The sequence below is a fragment of the Treponema phagedenis genome, assembly GCF_008153345.1.
GTDB lineage: Bacteria > Spirochaetota > Spirochaetia > Treponematales > Treponemataceae > Treponema > Treponema phagedenis.
In genome coordinates, this window is record NZ_CP042818.1 from 943,011 (window position 1) to 966,956 (window position 23,946).

Annotated in this window: 19 protein-coding genes; 6 read left to right on the forward strand and 13 right to left on the reverse strand. The window is 40.8% G+C overall.

Annotation, left to right across the window (positions count from 1 at the left end; all coding sequences use genetic code 11):
- Positions 1 to 106: 106 nt before the first annotated feature.
- Positions 107 to 979 carry an acetamidase/formamidase family protein gene (locus FUT79_RS04090; RefSeq protein ID WP_148889295.1) on the reverse strand — a complete coding sequence of 291 codons (873 nt, stop codon included), beginning with the start codon at positions 977 to 979 and terminating at the stop codon, positions 107 to 109.
- A 627-nt stretch (positions 980 to 1,606) separates the two neighbouring features.
- On the opposite strand from FUT79_RS04090, the gene FUT79_RS04095 reads away from it, so the two are divergent.
- A complete protein-coding gene (locus FUT79_RS04095; protein WP_044635024.1) occupies positions 1,607 to 1,948 on the forward strand; it encodes a hypothetical protein in 342 nt (113 codons plus the stop codon).
- A 391-nt stretch (positions 1,949 to 2,339) separates the two neighbouring features.
- Here the strand turns inward: FUT79_RS04095 and FUT79_RS04100 are convergent, their stop codons facing one another.
- The 9 genes from FUT79_RS04100 to FUT79_RS04140 form a co-directional block, all read right to left on the reverse strand.
- Positions 2,340 to 3,230 carry a GTP-binding protein gene (locus FUT79_RS04100; protein WP_024752283.1) on the reverse strand — a complete coding sequence of 297 codons (891 nt, stop codon included), beginning with the start codon at positions 3,228 to 3,230 and terminating at the stop codon, positions 2,340 to 2,342.
- A 73-nt stretch (positions 3,231 to 3,303) separates the two neighbouring features.
- Positions 3,304 to 4,359, reverse strand: a complete 1,056-nt coding sequence (locus FUT79_RS04105) for an NAD(P)-dependent alcohol dehydrogenase (protein WP_024752284.1) — start codon at positions 4,357 to 4,359, stop codon at positions 3,304 to 3,306.
- Positions 4,360 to 4,609: 250 nt separating this feature from the next.
- Positions 4,610 to 5,389, reverse strand: coding sequence for a DeoR/GlpR family DNA-binding transcription regulator (locus FUT79_RS04110; protein WP_024752285.1), 780 nt, complete (start codon positions 5,387 to 5,389; stop codon positions 4,610 to 4,612).
- 319 nt (positions 5,390 to 5,708) lie between these two features.
- Positions 5,709 to 6,509, reverse strand: a complete 801-nt coding sequence (locus FUT79_RS04115; protein ID WP_052812653.1) for a 5-deoxy-glucuronate isomerase — start codon at positions 6,507 to 6,509, stop codon at positions 5,709 to 5,711.
- A 139-nt stretch (positions 6,510 to 6,648) separates the two neighbouring features.
- The gene (iolC, locus tag FUT79_RS04120; RefSeq protein ID WP_044635025.1) at positions 6,649 to 7,662 is read right to left on the reverse strand and encodes a 5-dehydro-2-deoxygluconokinase; all 1,014 of its coding nucleotides are present in this window, start codon (positions 7,660 to 7,662) and stop codon (positions 6,649 to 6,651) included.
- Positions 7,663 to 7,680: 18 nt separating this feature from the next.
- Positions 7,681 to 8,520 carry a ketose-bisphosphate aldolase gene (locus FUT79_RS04125; protein WP_002697508.1) on the reverse strand — a complete coding sequence of 280 codons (840 nt, stop codon included), beginning with the start codon at positions 8,518 to 8,520 and terminating at the stop codon, positions 7,681 to 7,683.
- A 34-nt stretch (positions 8,521 to 8,554) separates the two neighbouring features.
- The gene (iolG, locus tag FUT79_RS04130) at positions 8,555 to 9,565 is read right to left on the reverse strand and encodes an inositol 2-dehydrogenase (RefSeq protein ID WP_024752289.1); all 1,011 of its coding nucleotides are present in this window, start codon (positions 9,563 to 9,565) and stop codon (positions 8,555 to 8,557) included.
- Between the two features lie 706 nt (positions 9,566 to 10,271).
- On the reverse strand, positions 10,272 to 11,534 hold the full coding sequence (gene hutI, locus FUT79_RS04135) for an imidazolonepropionase (protein WP_044635026.1): 1,263 nt from the start codon (positions 11,532 to 11,534) through the stop codon (positions 10,272 to 10,274).
- A gap of 582 nt (positions 11,535 to 12,116) precedes the next feature.
- On the reverse strand, positions 12,117 to 13,040 hold the full coding sequence (locus tag FUT79_RS04140) for a DUF4349 domain-containing protein (protein WP_024752291.1): 924 nt from the start codon (positions 13,038 to 13,040) through the stop codon (positions 12,117 to 12,119).
- A gap of 490 nt (positions 13,041 to 13,530) precedes the next feature.
- On the opposite strand from FUT79_RS04140, the gene FUT79_RS04145 reads away from it, so the two are divergent.
- The gene (locus FUT79_RS04145; protein WP_024752292.1) at positions 13,531 to 15,024 is read left to right on the forward strand and encodes a DUF1538 domain-containing protein; all 1,494 of its coding nucleotides are present in this window, start codon (positions 13,531 to 13,533) and stop codon (positions 15,022 to 15,024) included.
- Complete coding sequence (locus FUT79_RS15480; RefSeq protein WP_002697527.1) at positions 15,024 to 15,632, forward strand: P-II family nitrogen regulator; 609 nt, start codon at positions 15,024 to 15,026, stop codon at positions 15,630 to 15,632. The genes FUT79_RS04145 and FUT79_RS15480 overlap by 1 nt, the downstream gene beginning before the upstream one ends.
- A 5-nt stretch (positions 15,633 to 15,637) precedes the next feature.
- On the opposite strand, the gene FUT79_RS04155 is transcribed toward FUT79_RS15480, so the two are convergent.
- On the reverse strand, positions 15,638 to 17,893 hold the full coding sequence (locus FUT79_RS04155) for an MFS transporter (protein ID WP_024752293.1): 2,256 nt from the start codon (positions 17,891 to 17,893) through the stop codon (positions 15,638 to 15,640).
- A gap of 649 nt (positions 17,894 to 18,542) precedes the next feature.
- Between FUT79_RS04155 and FUT79_RS04165 the strand changes: the two genes are divergently transcribed.
- Entirely contained in the window at positions 18,543 to 18,809 is a 267-nt protein-coding gene (locus FUT79_RS04165) for an RNA-binding regulator (protein ID WP_002697533.1), read from the forward strand.
- Positions 18,809 to 19,204: a secondary thiamine-phosphate synthase enzyme YjbQ gene (locus FUT79_RS04170; protein WP_024752294.1), complete on the forward strand. Its 396-nt coding sequence runs from the start codon at positions 18,809 to 18,811 to the stop codon at positions 19,202 to 19,204. Before FUT79_RS04165 ends, FUT79_RS04170 begins: the two co-directional genes overlap by 1 nt.
- Before the next feature lie 116 nt (positions 19,205 to 19,320).
- On the opposite strand, the gene FUT79_RS04175 is transcribed toward FUT79_RS04170, so the two are convergent.
- On the reverse strand, positions 19,321 to 20,208 hold the full coding sequence (locus FUT79_RS04175) for a hypothetical protein (RefSeq protein WP_148889300.1): 888 nt from the start codon (positions 20,206 to 20,208) through the stop codon (positions 19,321 to 19,323).
- A gap of 673 nt (positions 20,209 to 20,881) precedes the next feature.
- Entirely contained in the window at positions 20,882 to 22,738 is a 1,857-nt protein-coding gene (locus FUT79_RS04180) for a DEAD/DEAH box helicase (protein WP_148889302.1), read from the reverse strand.
- Between the two features lie 333 nt (positions 22,739 to 23,071).
- On the opposite strand from FUT79_RS04180, the gene amrS reads away from it, so the two are divergent.
- Positions 23,072 to 23,926 (forward strand): AmmeMemoRadiSam system radical SAM enzyme, encoded by an 855-nt coding sequence (gene amrS / locus FUT79_RS04185; RefSeq protein WP_024752297.1) that lies wholly within the window; start codon positions 23,072 to 23,074, stop codon positions 23,924 to 23,926.
- The last annotated feature ends 20 nt before the right edge of the window (positions 23,927 to 23,946 follow it).

Genomic DNA, 23,946 nt, shown 5'->3' on the forward strand with positions numbered 1-23,946 from the left:
ACTGTTATAAAACATGAGGTTGAAAACTTGGAAGTTCTAATTTAAACAGGAACATCAAAAATTGCGGTACAGCAGTGGTTCCATACCTAAGCTGTTTTTTATTATCTTATCCTAACACTTTTTTGCTTATTTCCATTCTCATCGTATGTTGCGGATTAACCGCTTGGCAGGCAATTAAGTTTCCTTGAAGGGACAAAAACATTGTTGCTTCATTTAGTGTAAATCCGTTTTTATCCATAACAAGTTCCGCCAGATTTTTAATTGCCTTATCCGCTGCGGCGGGCATATCATCTGCCGAAGCTACTGCGATCCATTTGTCTTCGGTTTCGATCATGGGTAAGCTGTATTGAAAATTTTTGATAACTTCTATTTTGACTTTTACCCTTCCGCTGATTTCAAGCCCGGCTCCGCTGATTTCTCCGTCACCCATTGCCGCATGTAAATCGCCCATCGCAAGCAAGGCTCCGTCAACGTTGACGGGAAGATAAATGTTTGCTCCTTCTTTTACTTGTGTGCAGTCCATGTTTCCGCCATGTGTTCCCGGTGTGCCTGTGTTTATTTCTTCTTCTGCCGGAGCTGTGCCGATAACCCCGATCATTTTATTGAGGGGGAATCTCTTTCCTTTGAATATTCCTTCATCACCATCAATTTTAACAACAGCGACTTCACCGGTTTTTATCTCTTTTCCCAGTCTTCCGAAACCGGGTTCCACAACTGCCGTGCCTTGCTCTTCCACTTCAATTGATAAAATCGTAACTTTCAGCGTATCGCCGACTTTTGCATCTTCCACATAAAGAGGTCCCGTGGCGGGATTTACTTTATCAAAATTGATTCCGGCTAATTTATCATTTTCCGACTTTATTTCACAGGAAAAACAATCCATAGTTTCAAAGACAATAGTATCCTGCGATTTTGCTTTTAAAACAGGCTTGTTGTGTTTTGACATTTTATAAATCACTTGGTCTTTTTTGATTATCATTTTTTTCTGCTCCTTATCGTTTTTATTAAGTTATTGTACCATAAAGAAGCATAATGAGTCAAAAGAGATTAAAGACACAAAAGAGATGAAGGACTTGACAGAATTTTTAGATTTTATATGGTTTATCGCAATTTATTGGGCAATTAGTACAGCGTTTTATAATTAACTACTGTTATGCAGAGCGAAGCATCGGTAGGAGATTTGTGGATTAACATCACCATGCTAACCTCCACGGATGGCTGCTGATACGAAAATATGATATAGCGCAAGCCGTTTATTGTAATAAAAAAAATACTTTTGTACTTATCAGAGAGCTTACCGTTGAAGAAATGCTCAAAGGTATAACTTCTAAAAGTCAATCTCAACTTGCCTGCGAAAAATTGGGCATTGAAGGTATACTGGCTCACCAAAAACATGTTTGGAATACTTGTTTTTCAATTAAGAAAATAATATAGTAAAATGCTGAACTTCTTGCCGGTTGTTTTAAAACGCACAGGAATTTTGAGTTTACAGCGAATGTCGAAAAATATAAGAACACCCCTATTTTCGGGGTGGAGCTGCTCTTATTTCGACTTTTTAAAAATTTTGTATCCGCAAAGAAAAATCTTTCGGAGAAGGAGAACTAAAATGAGAAAAAATAAAGTATGTTTAGCGTTTGGAATACTTGCGTTAATAATGAGTATGGCGGTATTTACCGGGTGTACTACTACCCAACCGATTGAAAACCATGCACAGTTTCCTGCTGACGGATCAAAATATGTGATTTTAGGTAGGGTAACAGTACAAGTTGATCTTGCAAAAGCCGGTGGCGGTTATATGAAATTGCTTGATGCGGCAAAAGAAATGTATCCGAATGCGGATGATGTTGTAAATGTTGTAATGGATGCAAAAGCAAAACGTAAAGATAAAATATTTCGATATGTAACACTGTCAGGTATTGCAATAGATTATGTGGAAGTGAAAAACTAATTTATATTTTTAGTCTGCATACTCGTCGGCTCCGCAAGAAGTATGCAGACTCTTTTAATTTGATTTGTGGCAACAGATATAAAATTGCCGCGTATTACAACCGCCAAGTGTTTAAACCAATGAGACGGAAAAGGATTCCTAAAAAACTAAAGCTCGACACGGCGCAAGGGCAAACCCTTGGAATTTCTACCTTCGCTTCGCCTACGAGTTTTAAAGCTTCAATTTTACAGTTTTGTGTTGATGCTTTAAAACATCGTTCGGAATTGAGCAACGGTGAGCAAACTTACCATAGGAATGCTGAACCGCAGGACTGTTACTGCCCCATTAGCACCACAGCAGGTTAATTACAAAACGCTAGCAGCCCGATGCATATCAAGCGCAAGCCCCGAACCTACTCCCTAAACAATATTTTAAGCGAATCCTTTTGCAAGTTTTTTCCGATGACGATAGCCTTTGCTTCGTCCATTGCGTGGCAGGTTTCAATTTTGTATTGCTTGTCCACAACGTCAAAGCGCGCCCACTGTCCGTTTATCGGGGCGTAGCCTTTTACACGGTAGACGGTGCCGAATCGGTTTTGCATAAGTGCGGAAAGGCGCGCAACAAGCCCTTCGATGGATTCAATGCGGATGTCGGTAATGCCGACGTTTTCTAAATCGGGGATTTGATTTCCTTCATCAAAGATAAGTTTTTTTGCTCTGTCATCGGAAGATGCAAGCAGCGCATCCCACCACTCAATCGGCTGACTTTTATACGAATCGATAATCGGTGCCTGAGGGTTTAAATTGTGCAAAACCGCCCGCAGCCCGATAAGCTCTTCTGGGGCAGCCTCTTCGGTTTTTGACAAAATAATTTGAGAAGCATTCCGTATTTGGTCTTTGTAAAAGTCTCCGAAGGTTTTAAGATATTCTTCCATACAATGGATGTCAACAATGGTAACGGGAGCTAAAACTTGGATGTGTTCGTATTCGATTTTGCGGATATTATTGATTACCGCACTGAGCATTCCGACGCCGGTAGGCTCCACGATCAAATATTCCGGATTGAGAGAATTTGCAATCGTTAAAATCGAAGAAGCAAAATCTGATTTTAGCGAACAACAAATGCATCCCTCTGTCAGCTCCCAAACTTTGAGCCTGTCCTTTTCTAAAAGACTGCCGTCTATTCCGGTTTCTCCGTATTCATTTTCCATAATAACAAATTGCTTTTTTGTTTTTTCGGAGAGGGCTTGAATAAAAGTTGTTTTGCCGGCACCGAGAAAGCCGGAGACAATAAATATTTTCATGTGTACAAACTTAACGATGCAAAGATATCCCCGAGAATTATCCTTCCCGGGGATACTGTTAGAATAGAAAAAATTAGATAACAACCACAGGTTTAATTAAATCAGCGGGTTTATCCTTCATGAGATACAACGCATCTTCAACTTTTTCAAAGCCCTTAAACGTATGGGTTATTAACTTGGAAAGATCGAGTTTTCCAATCGCAACCAAGCTGCCGAGTTTTTCCATTCTGAGCCGTCCGCCGGGCATAAGTCCGCCGTTAATTTGCTTGTGTCCCATTCCTACACCCCATTCAACACGCGGTATTTTAACGTATGTTCCCGAGCCGAGGTAGTTTACGTTTCCGATTTTTCCGCCGGCTTTTAAAGCTTTAATCGCTTCTTCAAATGTATCAACGTCGCCGCCTGCGATGATAACCTTATCAACGCCCTTTCCGTGGGTTAAATCAAGCACTTGCTTATCAATCGGCCCGTTTTTGTAGCTGATAATATCTGTTGCGCCGTAAAACTTTGCAGCTTCAATACACTTCGGTCTTGTGCCGACTGCATAAATTCGGGATGCTCCGCGCAAGTTTGCACCGGCAACCGACATAAGTCCTACAGGCCCGATACCGATAACCAATACCGTATCTCCGTATTGAACATCGGCAAGCTCCGCCCCGTGGAATCCCGTGGGAACCATATCCGAAAGCATCGGAGCGTGCTCAACTTTAATTCCATCGGGAATAAGGGCGAGGTTTCCGTCCGCATCGTTTACATGGAAAAATTCGCTGAAAACTCCGTCTTTAAAGTTGGAAAACTTCCAGCCGGCAAGCATTCCGCCTGAGTGCATTGAATACCCTGCCTGCGCTTCAAGCGAGTTCCAGTCCGGGGTAATTGCCGGTATCAAAACTTTGTCACCGGGCTTAAAATCTTTTACGAGAGAGCCGACTTCTACAACCTCTCCGCAGGATTCATGTCCTAAAATCATATTGTGGCGCTCACCAATTGCGCCTTCCCATACGGTATGAATGTCAGATGTACACGGAGCAAGAGCAAGCGGTTTACAGATTGCATCAAGCGGCCCGCACTTTGGCGTCTCTTTTTCAATCCAGCCGGTCTCTCCGATTTTTATCATCGCAAAACCTTTCATAGTATCCTCCAAAAATATAGAATCTCAATAGAGAGCACTCTATTGACGCTTTATAATACCTAATATTTGCGAAAAAGGCAAGCAGATAAAAAACAATAGATAGATAATTATTTTATTAAAGAAAAGAGCAGATAAAAGAGAAATGTTCCACATAATAAAAATACGGAAGGGGGAAATTCCCCCTGTACTACTCCTGCCTTCTAATAAAAGAGTGCAAATTCCCAAATGCAAAGTTGTGTTACAGCAACACTCAAAATTCGGCGGTTTCGTCTTTTGTCTTTCGTGTTATGTCAACATAGTTTTGTTTAAGTGTTTTGAGCAGGGCTCCGGTAGGAGGTTTGTCCGTAATAAGCCGGTCAATGTCGGCGAACTCCGCATACGTAACCATAGAAACCTGATTGAATTTGCTGCTGTCAACCAACAAGAATACCTGTTGCGAGCGGGAAATAACCAGTTGTTTTATTGCCGATTCCGCGGGTACGGTATTTGTGACGCCCGCCTTTGCACTAATGCCGGTTGCTGCCATAAAAGCCTTTGCTATATTATACTCTTTTAAAATATTCAGCGTATGAATGCCGGTAAAAGAAAGCGTATTTCTATTTAATTCTCCCGATAAACTGAACACCCGTATTTTTGGATACGACACGGATTGTACAAGAAATTCAAGATTATTGGTAATTACCGTAATTTCTTTATCTTGCAGCCATTCAATCATGTGACAGGTTGTGGTTCCGGAATCTATAAAAATAATATCCTTATCCTTTACATAGTCGCAAGCAACCTGAGCAATTTGTTTTTTAACCGCAAGGTTTTTTACGTTTCTGTCGGTAAAGGGGAGCAGCGGAATGTTTTCTTTGATTAACCGTACTCCGCCATAAATCTTTTCTATTTTTCCTGACTTTACGATTTCGTCAATGTCTCTGCGAATAGTATTTTTTGAAACTGAAAACTCTTCGCAGAGACGATCAAGACTAACCGTTCGATTGGCATAAATAAAATTCTCAATATCTTCTAACCGTGTTGTCCGCATAGGAGTCTCCTTAGTGTAACCGAAAAAAATGAGCAATCTTTTATCCGATGATTTAAAATACCCAATCACATAAAAGATAACAAGTACCTCATCTAATATGAATCGTAAAAAATTTTATAAAAAAAGAGCTCGGGCGAAGTTTTGAAAATTTACTGCAACTTCGCCTACGAGTTTTAAAGCTTCAATTTTACAGTTTTGTGTTGATGCTTTAAAACATCGGTTGGATTTTTGCAACGGTGGGTAATTTACCATAGGAATGCTTACATCCGCAAGGCTCCTGTCGATGCTCTGACACATACAGGCAGTTAATTACAAAACTTCAGTAACCGATGCTGCCGAATTCGTCTACAATCCATTGATGCTCGGGCGCGTCCACCCTGCTTGTCCAAGGGTTCCCGTCAAAATGGCGAATCATCCAAACATAGGTCATTTTATACGCAGGAGCGGCTACTTGCGGGTGCGTCAGTCCGCCCGGAATAGCAGCAAAGCTTTCGTGTTTAATTTTGAAAACATCATCGCCGATAAAACATGCGCCGAATCCTTGCGGTTTATCAAAGCGGTAGTAATATACTTCGGGCTGTTCATGGCTGTGCGGAATATAGCTTGACCATAATCCCGCATGGTTAAATATTTCTCCAAGCACCATATTGGAATAAGGCGCAGTATGGTAATCAAAAATAGTGGTTACTTCACGCACCGCAGTGTTTCCCGGAATATTTGTACCGAATGTGTTTATGGCGATTGTTTCGGGAGTATAAAAAACCGATTTAAATGTTCCGCTGTTTTCGGTTTGCTGCACCAATACCAGCGATTCTTTTTCTGCGATAATTTCCGCCCGAATGCCTTTGCAAATATGCAAACAAAAGCCGGTATTTGACCATGTTGTTTCCCGTACCGCCTTTTCGGAATTGCCTTCCCATTTAAAACAGACCGCTCCCTCCAAGAGTAAAAACGCCGTCTCTTGTTTTTCATCAAAGACTGAAAGCGTTTTTCCCGGTGCAAGCCGATGTACGGCAATATTCATCATCGTGTCTTTATAGCGGCCTGTTGTATCTGTCAGCCGTTGCACACCGTTTTCGTCAAATTGCGGATAACCGAACATAGAATCTCTTGATTTCATTTTTTACTCCTCATATTTTTTTTGTGCGATAACCAAAGGCATAGGTTTTACAAAACACTTACACTCGGTACTGTTTTGCAAGAGCGCAACGCAAAACTTAAACGGATAAAACAAGTTGTTTCAAACCGGCAGTTTTTACTTACCCTTTTGCAACCATTTCGCCGTATTGCGTTTTGCACTCTTTGATAAACTCTTTGATCTTTTGTTCGGTCGGCATGTCGGCGGAACAACCGTGACTTGCAACAAGTAATGAAGCGGAAGCACTGCCAAACTCAAGGCAATCGATAATATTCCAGCCGTTAAAAATTCCGAACAAAAAGGCGGATGCGTACCCGTCTCCGCCTCCAAAGGATTTCAGTGCTTTAATCGGAAATGGTTTTATCGAAAAATCTTTACCGTCATCGGTGTATGCGGTGGAACCTTTTTTGCCGTGTTTGATAACCACGATTTTTGCTTTTTGCCCATGCCAATACTGTGCGGTTTGGATATCCGTTCTTTTCGGCTCAATGAGACGCTCGGTAAGATTATACTCTTCCCGTGAACCGAGAATAATACTGCTTTCCCGCGCAACAGCCGAATAATAAATGGCAATTTCATCTTCGTTTTTCCAATTATACGCGCGGTAATCAATATCGAAGATAATCGGGGTGTTAGTTTTTTTTGCAAGTGCAACCGCTTTTAACACCGCCTCGCGGGAAGGGCTTTGCGCCAGTGCGGTACCTGAAATAAGAATAGCCTTTGCCTGTTTGATATACTCTTCATGAATATCTTCCACACTCAAAGACAGATCCGCCGCCATATTCCGATACATGAGAATGCTGCTTTCGTTCTCGTTTAATATTTCGGTAAAGGTGAGTCCGAGGTTTTCACCGTTTTTTGTGCGGATAATATTTTCGGTATCGACTCCTTCTTTGGTAAAGGTATCGATTATGTAGGTGCCGAATTGATCATCCGATACCCGCCCGACAAAGCCAACCTTTTTGCCGAGCCGCGCAAGCCCCACCGCAATATTTGCAGGAGATCCTCCCAAGTACTTTTTAAAAGTAACACAATCCTGCAAAGGATGAAAATAATCTATCGGGTTTAAATCAATAGCAGCTCTGCCGAAAAGAATTAAATCAAAATCTCTTGTTGTATCAAAGTTAATATACATATACACCCCCTGCGATTTTTACGATTTATTATTAAACACATTTATATGATGCAACACCGTCTCGTATACGCCGGCAACCATTGCCTCATTTAATTCAAAATAATTCGGCGTATTGCTGTCTTTTAAATACTCTTTTGCGTTTTTTGTCAAAGAGTCAAAGCTCGCCGTTGCGATGTTTATTTTTCGGATTCCGCCTCGTATACATGCCTGAAAATCCTCATCGCTAATTCCTGAACCGCCATGGAGCACAAGCGGCACGGAACTCAACGCTTGTATCTCTTTTAAAATCGGAAAGGAAAGCCGAGGTTTTCCCTTATAATGCCCGTGTGCATTTCCTATTGCAACCGCCAAAGCATCGGCATGGCTGTGCTCAATAAACCTCGGCACTATTTTCGGATCCGTTGTAATAATTTCCTGTTGAGTGCTTTCGCCCTCACTGCCGCCGATAGTCCCAAGCTCGGCTTCAAGCCCGGCGCCGTATGTTTTTGCAAGCCGAACAAACTGCGCTGTTTTTTCCATATTTTCCTCAAGCGGCAAAGACGAACCGTCAAACATAACGGAGGTAAATCCATAATCCAATGCCGCCCGTATTGCCGTTTCGGTTCGTCCGTGATCAAAATGAACCGCAATATTTACGGAAGAATGTTTTGCTGCGCTTACCATCATCGGCGCTATGAGGTGAAAGGGAGAATGTTTCAACCGCATTTCCGCTATCTGAATAATGATCGGGGTGTTTGAACTTTCCGCCGCTTTTACCGCCCCGATGAGCATTTCCATATTGGCAACATTGAATGCGCCGACCGCCTTTTCTTTTTTTTCAGCCTCTTCTAATAAATCTTTCATATACGCAAGTGGCATTGAGAACCTCTATTCTTTACGGCTAAAAACCGGTTTATTGTATTTCGGATAATAAAACGGGTCTTCGTTCTTGTAACGATTTTAATGCCGCCGTTGCAATCAAAACAGGTTGTAAACCGTCATTAATATCAACCGGAACGGCGGAGTTTTCTTCTATTGCTTTTACAAAGAGACTCACCTCTTTTGTAAAGGAAGCCATGTATCGTTCAAGGAAAAAGTATAAGGGTTTTTCGCCTGTAACGCCGTTTTCAGTACTGAGAACCAATGTTGATTCGCTGTCATTTGTAACCGCAGCCTGTCCTTTTGATCCGAACACTTCGGCGCGCTGATCATAACCGTAGGCGGCTTTCCGCGAGTTGTCAATAACCGCCAAAGCGCCGTTTGACATTTTTAGCGTTATGATAGCCGTGTCAATGTCTCCTGCCTTCCCGATTGCGGGGTCTACCAAAACAGCACCGTTTGCAAAAACCTCAACGACGTCCGCACCGGTTAGGTAGCGCACCATATCAAAATCATGAATGGTCATATCAAGGAACATGCCGCCGGAAACTTTTACATACTCTGCGGGCGGCGGAGCGGGATCCCGCGAAGTGATTTTTACAATATGCACATCGCCGATTAAGCCGTCCCGCACCGATTTTCGAACCGCTTCAAAATTATGATCAAATCTTCTATTAAACCCTACCTGATATTTCAGTCCGCTTCCTTCAAGCGCTTTCATAACCTCTTTTATTTTTGCAATATCTTGCGATATGGGCTTTTCGCAGAATACGTGTTTTTTTGCCTTAATTGCCTCAATGGAAATATCGGCGTGCGTATCCGTCGATGAACAAATCATTACCGCATCAATTTCAGGGTTTGCAAGAATGTCTTTATAGTCCTTATAACAATGCTCAATTCCCAAATCGTGCGCCCAGCGCTCCGTTTCGGCATTCATAAAAGGATCCGCAACCGCAAGTACTTTTGCGTTTGTGATACCGCGGGTAATGCTTTGCGCATGCACCTTCCCAATTCTTCCGACACCGATAATTCCGATTTTAATCATATAAATCTCCCATAAAAAGTTTTTACCCCTGCGTTAGCAAGGCATAGCCGTAAAAAAGCACAATAATAAGCGAGTTTTGGCAAACGCATTTGCAAAAGACAAAACTCATCGATAAAAAAAGCCGGCGGTATTGCAGACTGCTTTTTATCACATCTCCTTATCCCAAGAGATACACATAGGAGCGGGTGTATATATAATTCTATCCAAATTCACTCTTTTGATATCTCTTTATGTATTCTAGCATGAGTTTTGGGTATTTTCAAGTTAAAACTTTGATATATTTTGAGTATATTTTCAAAATTTTTTGTTGACTTATGGGAATTTCAATGATGTACCTGATACTGAATAATTTATTGTAAGCCGCATATAAAGAATCTTGGCAGTCTGTTATCATAAGAGTAGATTATCCCACTTTAACAATTTAATTTCTTTATGCGGGCGCAGATTTATCGTGTGCTCCTGTTACGGCGACGATCATAATACTGCAAATCCTTCGTATAAAGCTGAAAATACCTATCGAAGATTTCATACACGGTAACAGGTTTTGCATTAAAGGCTAAAACATTTTTGCTTGTATTGCTTGCAAATATTACTATAACGTTTTTTTGATAACTCGATTATTTTTCTTAATGCATCTTATACAGTTCGTATAAAATATATCAAAAATCAAAAACGGATAGAGCTATCAAAAAACGCTGTATTATTTTTATACAAGTTGCCGATCTTTTACCGCAAGAGAACCTTTTATGTATACCTCTTTTGCAAGGTTGGTGGCAAAAAAGTACAAAACATAATCCAGTGTCTTTGCATCAAAAACGGTGATATTGGCATCTTTTCCTGTATGGAAAGATCCCATGGTTTTTGCCCGGTCAACCGAGTAGGCGGCATTTATGGTAACCGCATTGAAAACCTCAATCGGGGTAAGGCGCATCATCAGACAGCCGAGTTGCATAATAAACTGTAAATTTGCCGTTGGGCACGAGCCGGGGTTGGAGTCAGTGCAAAGGGTGATTGCCATGCCCGCATCAAGCATTTTCCGCGCGGGCGCATAGGTATCTTTCATAAGTGAAAAGGTGGTGCCGGGTAAAAGATTCCCGATTACATTTGCTTCCGCAAGCAGACGGATTTCCTCGTCATCGACAACCATCAGATGTTCGGCGGAAACCGCTTGTAAATCGTGGGCAACCTGTACGCCGCCGATGTTTTTTATTTCATCCGAGTGAATCCTTAGTTTAAATCCGTGTTTTTTTGCTTCGGTTAAAATCCTGAACGATTGCTCCGCAGTAAATACTCCCGACTCGCAAAACACATCGCAGAATTCCGCAAGTTTTTTTTGTGCAATGGTCGGCATCATTTCGATAACCTCATCTACGTATGTATCGGGATTGTTCTCATAGCCTTTGGGGATTACATGCGCTGCCATAAATGTTTTTATTAATTCAACCGGCATATCTTTGCCGAGTTTATCTAAAACTTCAAGTTCTTTTACTTCTGTTTCGAGGTCAGTGCCGTAACCCGATTTTGCTTCAACGGCGGTAACTCCGTGCACTACCATGTGTTCAAGAAGCCCGCGAGTTTTTGCATACAGTTCATCAAAGCTCGCTTTTTTGGTGGCTTTCAGGGTAGAAAGAATACCGCCGCCGGCTGCAAGTATTTCAAGATACTCCATGCCGTTCAGCTTCATCGAGAATTCATTTTCGCGGGAACCGCCGTACACCAAATGAGTGTGTGCGTCAATCAGCCCAGGCGTCGCCACAAAGCCTTTTAAGTCAACCAACTCGGTTGCAGCATTCGTCAGCCGTTTATATGCATCTCCTTCTCCAACCTCAAGGATTTTTCCGTCTTTAATTGCAATATAAGCATTTTTTAAAATCTTTGCCTTGCTCATCTCGGCACCGCGCAAAGCTCTGCCTAAGTCTTCGGGGCAAAAAACTTCTTCCAAATGTGCCAGTATCTTATCTGCTGTCATACAAGCCTCCAAAAATAATTATATACCGATTTCCATCATATCCGATTATCTGTAAAAATCAATAAGTATTTTAAAATGTTTTGATGTAATAGTATAGCGTTTTGTAATTAACTACTGTTATGCAGCGCGAACCAAAGGTAACACTTCCAAGGTTTCGCCCTTGTTCAATTCCAAACGATGTTTTAAAGCATCAACACAAAACTGTAACATTGAAGCTTTAAAACTCGCATCCACTATAAACAAGAATGCCAAAACTACATTCAGAACGGGCACGGACGCCCGTGGTTCTACGCAGCAGCGATGGTTTTCCCGTCTTATCAAAATGGGAGATAAAATTGGAGAGTTGCATTACGCCTATGGTAAATTACTCACCGTTGTCAAAAACTCAGAACCGCCACGGACGGCGGTGGTTCTAAACAGAATTGAGTTTGAAAACTACCACAGCGTACTCGGAGTTTTCAAACTCATAGGTTTGGTTTTGACATGGACGTCAAAACCAAACCGTTGTGTCGGACTCTTTTTTATAAAATTGTTTATGATTTGTATAAAATACATTAAAAACGGATTGAATTATAAAAAACGCTATATTTGTTCCGAATTGTTGAGGTTTGTCTGCTGCCCCGTGTTATCGGAATTCTTTGTTTTTCGTTTTTTCCATTTGGCTTTTACAATAACAAAAAGGATAATCGCTATTAGAATAAAAACCCACGCCTGAAGCATTCCCAGAACAAATTGGAAAAACCCGCTCAAACCATCGGAGAGGGCGGTTTTAATTCTGAAAAATATTGAAGAACCTTCACCTGCCAAATCAGTTAGCTGATACATTGAGATAGTAACGGTGCTGAAGTTAACTGATTTTTCTAAATATTTTAAACGCCCCTCAAGCGATTCTATTTCAGAACGTAAGGCTTGAATCTGATCTTGAATATCAAGAATGTCCTTTACCGATGCTGCCTTATTAAGCAATTTCAAATACGTATTTTCGGTTTCTTTTTTTACGCGCAGCCGAGCACTTATATCGATAAAATCTTCGGTAACATCTTGCACGTCAATATTTTTAGAGTCAAATCTTTCTACGCCGGCAGCGAGCTCGGTTATAAAAAGATCAAAGTTTTCTTTTGGAATTCGTATAATCAGCGTTTGCATAATGCGATAGCGGGAAGAATGCCCGTTTTCTTGTGAAACATAGGCTTTGTATTTTTGTATCAGCTTTTCAATATTCGCCTGTGTTTTCTCGATATCTTCGGTTTTAAATTCAATGTTCGCAGTTTTGATAAGCTTCCGCTCAAAATCCGCCGTTTCTAAATTCTCATTCTGAGCCATAGCCGATTGATTAGGCTTTCCTTCCATCTTTGCCTCAGACTTTCTTCCAAAAGCCCGGTTTTCAGAAAACTCGGAATCACTCACGGCTTCCGCCGCCATGACGACGTTTTTCCTCATATTTGCCGAACACGCAGAAAAAAAGATGCTCATTCCGCATAAAAACAAAAAAAGAATTTTTTTCATGCTTCACCTCCACCTGCATGAAGTATACCGCTATTTTTCTTCATCAGCAAGCGTCATCCGATGGGCATAGGACAAGAGCATGAAAGTTTTCCCATCCGCAGCGGATAATCAGTCGATACCGGCTTCTCATTCTTTAATTGACAGGATGTCAAACGGTGTTAAAAGCTTTAACAGTGAATTGCAAGATTGAAGTTTTTAAACCTCATAGGTTAAGTTTTTGACATAGACCGCAAAATAACAACAGTGCAAAACGATGTTTAAAAGCATCAACAGTAAATTATAAAATTGAAGCTTTTAAACTCGTTGGCGAAGTTACAGTGAATTTTCAAAACTTCGCCCTATGGTAAGTTTACTCACCGTTGCGCCGTGTCGAACTCCTTTTATAAAATTTTATTGTAAAATGCATAAGAATTCTCTAACTTTAGCATTTCTTGACATTTTGCTTTGTTTTTTTACTGACTTTTTTTTCTTTTTCGTTTACAATCTTCGTATGAATGTAAGAGAATCAATTAAAAGTACGGCAATATCGGTTCTTCCGATATGTGTAATTGTGTTGCTTTTGCACGTAACAGTTACCCCCTTGCCCGCATCCGAAGCTATCGCTTTTACGGTTGGATCGGCTTTGGTTATTTTAGGGCTCGGGCTTTTTTTGCTCGGAATGAATTTAGCTATTATGCCTGTCGGCTCATTTTTGGGAGCAGCGCTAACCCGCACAAGAAAGATTTTTTTCATTCTTGGTGCGGGAGCTGTTGTAGGTTTTATTATTACGGTAGCGGAACCTAATCTTTTAATCCTTGCCAGACAAGCAGAATCGGTTACGGGAGCAATCACTACTCCAGTGATGATTCTTGTGGTTGCAATCGGCGTAGCTCTTTCAGTAGTAATCGGACTTGCAAGAAGCATTTTCCAAATTTCCTACCGCCTAATTATGCTTATAATGTACGGGCTTGCTTTTTTGCTTGCAATAAAAGTGCACCCCACATTTGTAGCAATGGCCTTTGACTCAGGCGGAGCTACCACAGGGCCGCTTACGGTTCCTTTTATAATTGCTTTGGGAATAGGAGCTGCAAGTGTCCGCGGAGATAAAGAAGCTCATGACGACAGCTTCGGCTACACAGGTTTGACTGTTGCAGGCCCCGTTCTAGTTGTTATTGCATACGCCTTTATTTTAGCCCTGCAAGGACGCGGCGGATTGCCGGAGCAATTGCCGGAAACAATTATACCGCCTGAAATGAATTTATCAATAATGGGAACCTATGTACCGGTTTTATTGCAGAGCTTTAAAAATGTTGCGTTTTCAGTTTCACCGTTTGTGTTGATTCTTCTTTTTTTTAACGTAACACTTTTAAAATTACCGCCGAAGCAAATGCGCAGAATTATTATCGGTATTATTTATTCTTATTTCGGTTTGGTTATTTTCTTTACAGGCACCGATACGGGATTTATTCCTGCAGCGTTTAGACTCGGAACACTTTTAGGGCAACTTTCCTACCATTGGATTTTAGTCCCTATTGGTTGTGTTGCGGGAGCTGTAGTTGTTTGCGCAGAGCCTTCAACATGGGCGCTTGTAGAACAAGTTGAAGATTTATCGGGCGGAAACATCCGAAAGAGCGTTATGCTTGTTTCATTGGCAATCGGTGTATCCCTTTTTATAGGGCTTGCAATGTTACGCATTATACTAGGCTTTAGTGTATGGGTCTTTTTAATTCCCAGTTTTATAATAACATTTATTCTAACTCTCTTTGCGCCGCCGCTGTTTATTGCAATTGCATTTGACTCAGGAAGCGTCGCATCGGGACCTATGTCTAGCACCTTTGTTCTTTCTCTTGCACTGGGGGCTTCCACAGGTTTACAGGGGAACCCCGCAATTGATGCCTTCGGTCTTATTGCAATGACTTCTCTATCCCCATTAATAAGTATTCAAATACTTGGAATTCTTTTTAAAAAGAAGCAAGAGAAACTTGAAAAAAAAGGAGAAAAATAATGAAAGAATTTACAAAAATGATTCTTCTATTTACACCGCACAATAAAGCGGAAAAAATATTTGCCTCGGCGTACGAAGCAGGAGCAAGGGGCGGAACAATTTTAGTCGGGAGCACTCCAAGTTTTTCAAAACTCGGATCCTTTTTTGCCGTTGGTGATACGCTCACCGACATTTTACAAATTCTTACGACGGAAAAAGAGCATGATGCTATTATCAACTCAATTACCGCAAGCCCGGTGTGGTCAAAAAAAACACACGGGAAATTATGCATATTATCTGCTGGAGGAGAAAAAAATATGGCAGGCGAAAGTCAATTAATTACTGTTATTGTTAATAGAGGTTTTGCAAATGATGTTATGGACGCAGCTCGAAAAGCGGGAGCTACGGGCGGTACTATTTTACATGCACGTGGAACAGGAAAACCGGAAGACGAAAAGTTTTTCGGCATAACAATTGTTCCCGAAAAAGAGCAACTTCTTATCATAGCCGATAACGCAACCGCTGAAAAAATAAAAACGGCAATTTCAAACTTAGATATTTTAAAAGAACCCGGAATCGGAATTATTTTTTCATTACCCATTATTGAAATGAAAACCCTCGGAGAGTAAAAACTTTAACTTTCGATCAGTTTGGGGTTTCGGAAAATACAGGCAGCCCAAAAGCAAATGAAAAACCTGAACGGTTCTTGGTTAATAAGATCAAGATCAACTGCGACGCCTATAAGCAAGGCTGCCCGAACCCCAAGCCTTTTATCTCCATATTCAATAAGCCAATTTACAAATTCGGTATCATACTGATAATCTTGGATAAACTGCAATACAATATTTTTCAGCTTCTCATCATGTTTCTTTCGTAATGAAAAACTTTCATCCAAGGCATCAATTAATAGAATATTCGGTGCCTTTTGTTTGTTTTTATATCGCTCAAAGGCATAATAGAACGCATTTTGAATACCCATTAAAGAAGAAAGCGCAAGCAGTGCTTCATCTTCTACGTGAAGAGGCAAATTCTCTTGTCTGAGCAGATCAAGAATAAGCGGCAGAGAACTGATTGACCCGAATGTTTCCAGCGCTTGTATTCCGCGCAATAATAAAAAAGGATTGTCGGTATTAGCAATCATATTTCCGATTTTAATTTGACTATAGGTATCATTAAGATTTGCAAGCGCTAACATTGCTTCTCCTGCTAATGCATAATCTTCACTGTCCAGCGCAGTCCGTAAAGCGGGAATTGCCTGTTGCACTTTAAATTTTCCCAAAATTCGAGCGGCGCTTGAGGCTGTAGTAAAAGCTCCGCTTTTTAACTCAAGTAAAAGATCCTCACGGTTTTTGCTGCTCAAAGCCTCAATAGAATATAATGCCTGCAATGCCCCATAGCGAATGCTAAAACGAGGAGATTCCAAATACGAACCGAGTTGGTCGGCAGATACCGAAGAAGCAATCTCTCCGAGCTCTTTTAAAATATTTTGCTCCGCTTCAAGATTCTGATTGGAATCAAGCTTATGCAAAAGATTTAATGCTTTCATGTCGCGCGGTGAAAAAAGCACCGCAAGGGTTTCAAACACCCGATAACTGCCAAGATTAAGCAACTTCGCTTGGAACAGTAAACCGATTGCAATAATCACAATAATACCGATAAAAAAAATTCGGTACGATTCAAGATTTGAAAACCCCAGTGATTTAAAAAAGTCTAATATCGTTCCGCCTAAGATAGCACCGCCGCCGCCTGTAATACCTAAGACAAAATAATACAGCATGCTGAGATCCATAATGGCTTCTTCCGGCACCATAGCAAAAAAATATGCTTGCGCGGCATTATCCTGTCCTACAAACCCCATATTCGTAATCATGGAAATAAGACATAAAACAACAATTGCAAGCGAAACCGTGCCTAATCCCGGTGCAATAATTGCGGGGATCAGCGTAACAAGCGCTAAACTTGAAAAAATAATATACATCGGTTTTGCTCCGATTCTGTCAATAACCAGTCGCATTATCAAACCGACAATTAATGCTCCAAATGAAGAGCAAACAGTGAAAATTGTTGCAAGGCTATCACTTGTTCCATATACTTCTTTTGCAAAAACGATAATAAAAGGACGAGCCATTCCAATTCCAAAACCAACAATAAAAAAGGCGGTAATAAAAAGGCGGAAATTTGCATCTTTGAAAGCATTTCGTGCATGAGTAAAAAACGAATGTTGTTCTGCCGGTTCTTGTAAAGGAGTTTGAGCTTCTCCCCCCTTTTCAGCTTCCTTTTCAGGATCGGGAAGTTTTAAAAGCAAAGCCGAAGCTATGAACCCGGAAATCATACCGATAATAGTTGCAATATTATAAGTTGTTACAGAAATATTTATCCAAAGCATACCGGCAAGCAACAGGGTCGCAATAAGCGTCGCTGCATTATTAGTCAAAGAAATTCGCACAATATAAGAACTTCTATCCTTGCCGGGAGCCAAGATTTTTATAACCGGATTATTTGCAATCATGCCCGCACCGCGAAAAATATTAAAACATGCAACAGAAAGTACTAAAAGATTTAAAGCTACAAAATTATTTCCGGCAAAAAAGAACAGCGGAATAACAAGCATTGGCAGCAAACTGAGGTTTCGCATAAACCATGCATACGCAAAGGTTCTTATAAGCGTATATTTTCGCACCATCAATTTACCAAGCGGGATCGCAAAATAGCAAAAATACATAAAAGCATTTAATAAACCGACAATCGTACTATTTGCACCCAAAGAAAGGGCATACAGCGTAATAGTATTGCCGGTAACAAGTGCAAACGACAGAGAATTTATAATATTGTAAATATCATATACTCGCCTTCCTTGCTTGATCCTAAAGGCAGATAGTTCTTCGCTCATTATTTCGTATTCTATACTGATTAAGAGAAAAAAACAATATAACAAAGTGGTTTTCTTCCATCTATGATCCCGCTTTATTTCGACTCCCAATGAAAAACAGCAACACGCGCACCGGCATCAAAAACCGGAGATAGCGTTTTTAAGAATTCGATCTGTTCTTAATACATTTTATTTGCATCATAAAAAATTTTTAAAAAGAGTTCGACACAACGGTTTGGTTTTGACGTCCTTGTCAAAACCAAACCTGCGAGTTTTAAAGCTTTGTAAATAATTTTGCTTTAAAACTCGCTGCTGCGTGGAACCACTGCCATCCGTGGCAGTTCTGATTTTGACACGGCGCAACGGTGGGCAATTTACCATAGTGATGCTGAATCTATAAGCTGCTATGATTAACACTCCAATTACTAGCAGCAACCTAATTAACAAAACGCTATACGATCATCAGTAATAGCGGGGACATTTTTATAGTGGCGTGACAAGATAAAAATTTATCCTTGACGGGCAGTGTTATTGGTGCTATACTGCAATTATCTAAAAGATCTTTTTTTCGTAAGTACTAAAAGTTTTATTCTTATCAAACGAGGATCCAATAGATTCAATTCTGTATGGAATTGAATATTGAAATGCCGTACACGGCAAAGGTTCTTATATGTCACAAAAAATTTATGTAGGCAACTTAAATTATGCTACCACAGGAGAAGGTCTTAAAGACCTTTTCGGCAATTATGGAGAAGTTGTTTCCGCTATTGTCATTAAAGACAGACTCACACATCGCTCAAAGGGGTTCGGTTTTGTCGAGATGGAAGATGAAGCTGCCGTAAAAAAAGCTATTGAAGAATTAAACGAAACCGATTTTGAGGGTAGAAAAATTCGCGTTAACTATGCGGAAGAGCGGCAGCAACCGCCTCAGCATTAATGACATATACATTCTCTGTCAGTACTAAGGCGGAGGAGCTTGTCGATATCACCGGTTTTGTACAGTCGGCAATTCGAGAAACCGGAGTAAAAAGCGGCACCGCTCTTATCTTTTGTCCACACACCACTGCTGCGATTACTATCAACGAAAATGCAGATCCCGATGTAAAAGCTGATTTATTAAAAGGCTTAGCATACATATCTCCCGATAGACCGGTATATATGCATGCGGAAGGAAATAGCCCTGCGCATATAAAAGCAAGTCTTGTAGGTAGTTCTGTTTCGGTTATTATCGAAAACGGAGCCCTGTTGCTTGGCACATGGCAGGGAATTTATTTTTGTGAATTTGACGGCCCCCGCAAACGATATTTTCATGTAAAAATACAAAAAGATTAAAAGAACCTGTTTTCTTTTAGTATTGTATTTTTAAAAATGTTTTATTCTATTATGAAAAAACGGTAGAAAAGCTCTTATCTCTTTTTGTATAAAAAGAGATAAGAATGACTTGACTGTTATACTTTAAAATTAAATCCGATACTCAATCCGAAATCCAGTGAATTCATATAAAATGATTTTATCTGATCTCTTTCAAAGTTAACATCAATTTTAGGGGTGGCGTTCTGACCATTTTCTATTGCTGCCTCCATTATCTTTTTAGGCATGGTAACATATTTTGGTCTATACACGGTGTACGAAAGGAAGGTTCCGAGTACCAGCTCCATTGTGGGAATAACCGGTTGGTTATATTCTATTGTTCCTTTAAAAACTACGCCTAAGGGGTTTATTTTTTTCATTTGTTCGGGAGAAACCACCAGCGTTCCTGTTTCGGGATGAAAATCTATCTTTCCCTTGGTTTCTTTAAATATGTTAGCTGTGTCTTCTTCGGTCAGGTTGGTATACATTTCATAAACCGGCTGCGGGTCAACCGGCATTCTGCCGTTCACATAAAAGTTAATACTCATCCTGTTGCGAAACAAATAGGTACGTAAACCGGTACCGAAGGTGATGACGGGCGTCATATATACTCGGGCATACACCCGTATATCTTTTTTTAATCTTTCATTATATTGTCCGGATATTTGCCCGGAAAATCCTTGCCCGACTCCAAGATCAAAACTCAAGCCAAGTCCGCCGAAATACTTATTGTCTTGCAGCTTAAAATACTTTACCGCATCAAAAATATAGGTAATGTCCACTTCACCGTTCATTATAAAACCTACCATACCTTCCATAAAAGCTGCTCCGAGATATTTTTTATCTGCCTCGTTGATATGCGGATCGGTGTATGAACCCAGAAAATTTGCCCGAAGTCCAAGCACAAAGCCTTTTTCAAAAGCAAAAGATGTGCTCATGGTTGCACACATAATTCCGATGCATAGAAGTTTTTTTCCAATAATCATATAGCCTCCAAATAAACATGCGTATCAAATTCCTGTTTTTAACGAGCAAAAGAATAACAGAGTTTCATATTATCGTCAACAGGTTCGAAAAGTCTAATAATTAAGAAATCGGTAATTTAATTAGATCCGATACACATGAAAACCAAAAAACCATAGCATAATTTGGAATTCAAAACAATATCTTGATTATGTGGTATCTTAACTTGGCGATGTTTTAAAAGCACAACCGCTTTCAAGTGCTTTTAAAACTCGCAAGGTATTATTTTGACACGGACAGCAAAATCAGAACGGGTATGGACACCCGTGTTTCCACGTAAAAAACAGGGGGTCAGTACAAGTCGCCCTGCTCTGCGCGCAGAGGCTGTCGGGGGATGGTTTTTGGCGTGCGGAACTTTGGGGTTTTTCTTGGCGTTAGCGAGGGGTAGGCATTCCGATGGTAAACTTACCCACCGTTGCGTTGTGTCGGGCTCTTTTTATAAAATTGTTTATGATTCGGATGTCAAAACTCAGAACGGGCACTGACGCCCGTGGGTTCATTCAGAAATGAGTTTGAAAACTACCGAGCCATATTCGGAGTTTTCAAACTCGCAAGGTTTAATTTTTATAAAATTCGACTCTCATTAAACAAATTAAAAATCTAATTAAAAAAGAACGTTACACAAGAGAAAAGCTCTCAGCGTTTTTTATAGGCGGATGCTTTTGCGGTTGAGGGGCTGCGTTTTTTCTTTGCTGTTTTTTCCTTGACAAATGTTTCCATGCGGCGCTCTTCCCGTTGCTTCCTTCCCGATTTTTTTCTTGCAGGAAAACTTTCCCGTTCTTCGCTTTCTTTTTTGTCAAGGCGCAGGGGAAGGTCTTTTCTTTTTTTTGCAAGGCTGAGTGCTGTTGCGGCAGCTTGTCGCGGTAAACTTACCAATGAAAACTTTTCCATCACTTCGATTCGATCAACCTTATGTTCGGGGATGGAAAGCAAAGAAGAAAAAAGCTGAGATATCTTTCGTTTTGTCATGCCTTCTTTTCTGCCTAAGGCAAGATATAAGCGGCATTGGTCTGAATCTTTTTGTTTTTTTCCGCCGTCAAAACGCACCGGCTTTATATTTTTATACCGAGATGGTGAAAGCTGCGCGCCGAATTGTAGTTGCAGCAAACCGGCAAGAATTTGGATAATCTGTTTTTCAGTTTTGTCATTATAACGTTTTTCAAAATCATGTTCAGAATTTTGCATATCGGTTATTTCTTCACTGATATTTTCATCGGCAAGGGAAACATCGTTTTCTGATTTTTCAGCGGTGCCGGCTAAAAGTTTTTCTGAAAACCGTATGAACGATTCGTTGAAGTCATCGGTTTCAAGTTTTGCAAGCTTTTCGCCCAATTCGGAAAGGATACGCGTTTCTTTGTATGCAAGAACTTTTTCTATTGAAGGAATTTTTCCTTCTTTGAATTCGCCGCGGGCATGACGGGCAAGATAGTCGATTTTTCTGCTTTCATTCGGACGAATAAAACTTACCGCTGTTCCTGTCGAGCCTGCGCGTCCGGTTCTGCCTATTCTGTGTGTATAGGTCGGGCCGTCATAGGGAATTGCATAATTGACCACGTGGGTAATTCCTTCGATGTCAATTCCGCGTGCGGCAACATCGGTTGCAACAAGCGTGCGTATTTTTTTTGATCTGAATCGGGAAAGAATTTTTTCCCGCTGATTTTGCGGAATGTCGCCGTGCAAGGCAGCCGCTTCATATCCGCGCTCTTCCAATTCTTTTGCAACCGAATCCGCATCAAGTTTTGTTTGGCAAAATACCAAGCCGTAAAAATCCGGTGTAATATCGATGAGCCGTATAAGTGCTTCGATTTTATCTTCTTCGCGCACAAACCAATAAAACTGCTCGGTGAGCGAAACAGGCTCTTCGGATAATTCTTCCGCAACAATTTCATAATCTCCCATAAAATCCGAGGCTATCGAAAGAATAGGTTTGGGCATGGTGGCGGAAAACATTAAAATGCGCGCATTGGAATTTGCTTTTGAAAATATAGTTTCTATATCGCTGATAAATCCCATATTAAGCATTTCATCCGCTTCGTCCAAAATAAAATATTCAATTTGCGTAAGATCAAGCGAGCCGCGCTCAATGTGGTCAATAATTCGTCCCGGTGTTCCTACGATAATTTCAGCCCCTTTTTTCAAAGCACGTAATTGTTCGCTCATTGAAGAACCGCCATAGACAACAGCGATTCGGGGATAGGTTTCAATTCTAAAGGATTCTATTTCTGCCGCAACCTGCATGGCAAGTTCACGAGTCGGCACAAGTACGAGAGCGCGCGGATGTCCTAAATCTGCACGCAATTCCTGAATAAGTGGTAAGCCAAAAGCGCCTGTTTTTCCGGTACCGGTGCGCGCCTTTGCAATAATATTTGTCTCTCCCGAAAGCAATCGGGGAATTGCCAAAATCTGAATGGGAGTTGGGGTTTCAAAACCCTTTGCTTCAATTGCTTGGAGAACGATGTCCTCTAAGCCGATGTCTTTAAAAGATAATTCCATAAGAAATGGAGTATACCAAAAATAACTGATTTGTGATAGGGCAATGTTGAAACTTATACAACAAGAGCGTGCGGGCATTACCGTTTGAGATTTCCAAAAAAACATTCGCGTCCTCAGTAGCGGTTCTGATTACTGTTCCGTATTATGTTTTAAGCAAAACAGCTTGACCTTTATGAAAAATTTTTTACGCAATACAAACTAAGCAATGGTACGCCTTAAAAAATATGGAAAAGCTTTTCTATAATTTTTCCGTTGACCAAAACTTAAACACGCTTATAATAGATAAGAGATGGCAGTTTTTTATTCGGCAAGATTTTTATCAAGGAAGGAAATTTGAAACAAGCTTTTTTTTGGGCAGAGGAAGAAAAGCGATGTCTGCTTTGTCCGCATCGCTGCATTGTTCCTGAAGGAAAAATTTCTCGGTGCGGTGTGCGCAAAAATATTGGCGGCGTTTTATATTCGCTTAATTACGGAAAGGTGCTTGCGGCGGCGCTTGACCCGATTGAGAAAAAACCTTTGTATCGATTTTATCCTGGAAGTAAAATTTTTTCAGTCGGAACCTTCGGTTGCAATTTTGATTGCGCCTTTTGTCAAAATCATTCTTTGGTACATGCCATGCAAGAAAACGCGGCACTTTTGTTTCCCAAAACCTCTCCTGAGCAGCTTGTGTCGCAGGCGCTGCAAACCAATTCAATCGGAATTGCTTTTACTTATAATGAACCGACTGTCTGGTATGAGTACATTGCCGATACGGCGCCGCTTGCAAAGCAGGCAGGATTAAAGACTGTGCTGGTAACCAACGGCTTTATCGAAGAAGTGCCGCTCACAAAAATTCTTCCTGTTATTGATGCGATGAACATAGACCTCAAAGCTTTTTCGCAAGACTATTACGCAAAGCTTTGCAAGGGAAGTGTTGAACCTGTCCTGCGCAGTATTCGCCTTGCCGCAAAACACTGTCATGTCGAAGTTACCTGTCTTGTTATCGAAGGAAAAAACAGCGAAGCAAATCAGATGGAGCAGCTCGCATCCGAACTTGCAAATATTTCCACTGATATTCCTTTGCACATTTCCGCCTTTTATCCTGCATATAAAATGCAAGATACGCCGCCGACCGCTCCCGCGCGTATTCTGCAACTTTGCAAAATCGCAAAGAAGCAGCTTACTTTTGTTTTTCCGGGAAATATTTAATTGTTAAAATCACAACTGCT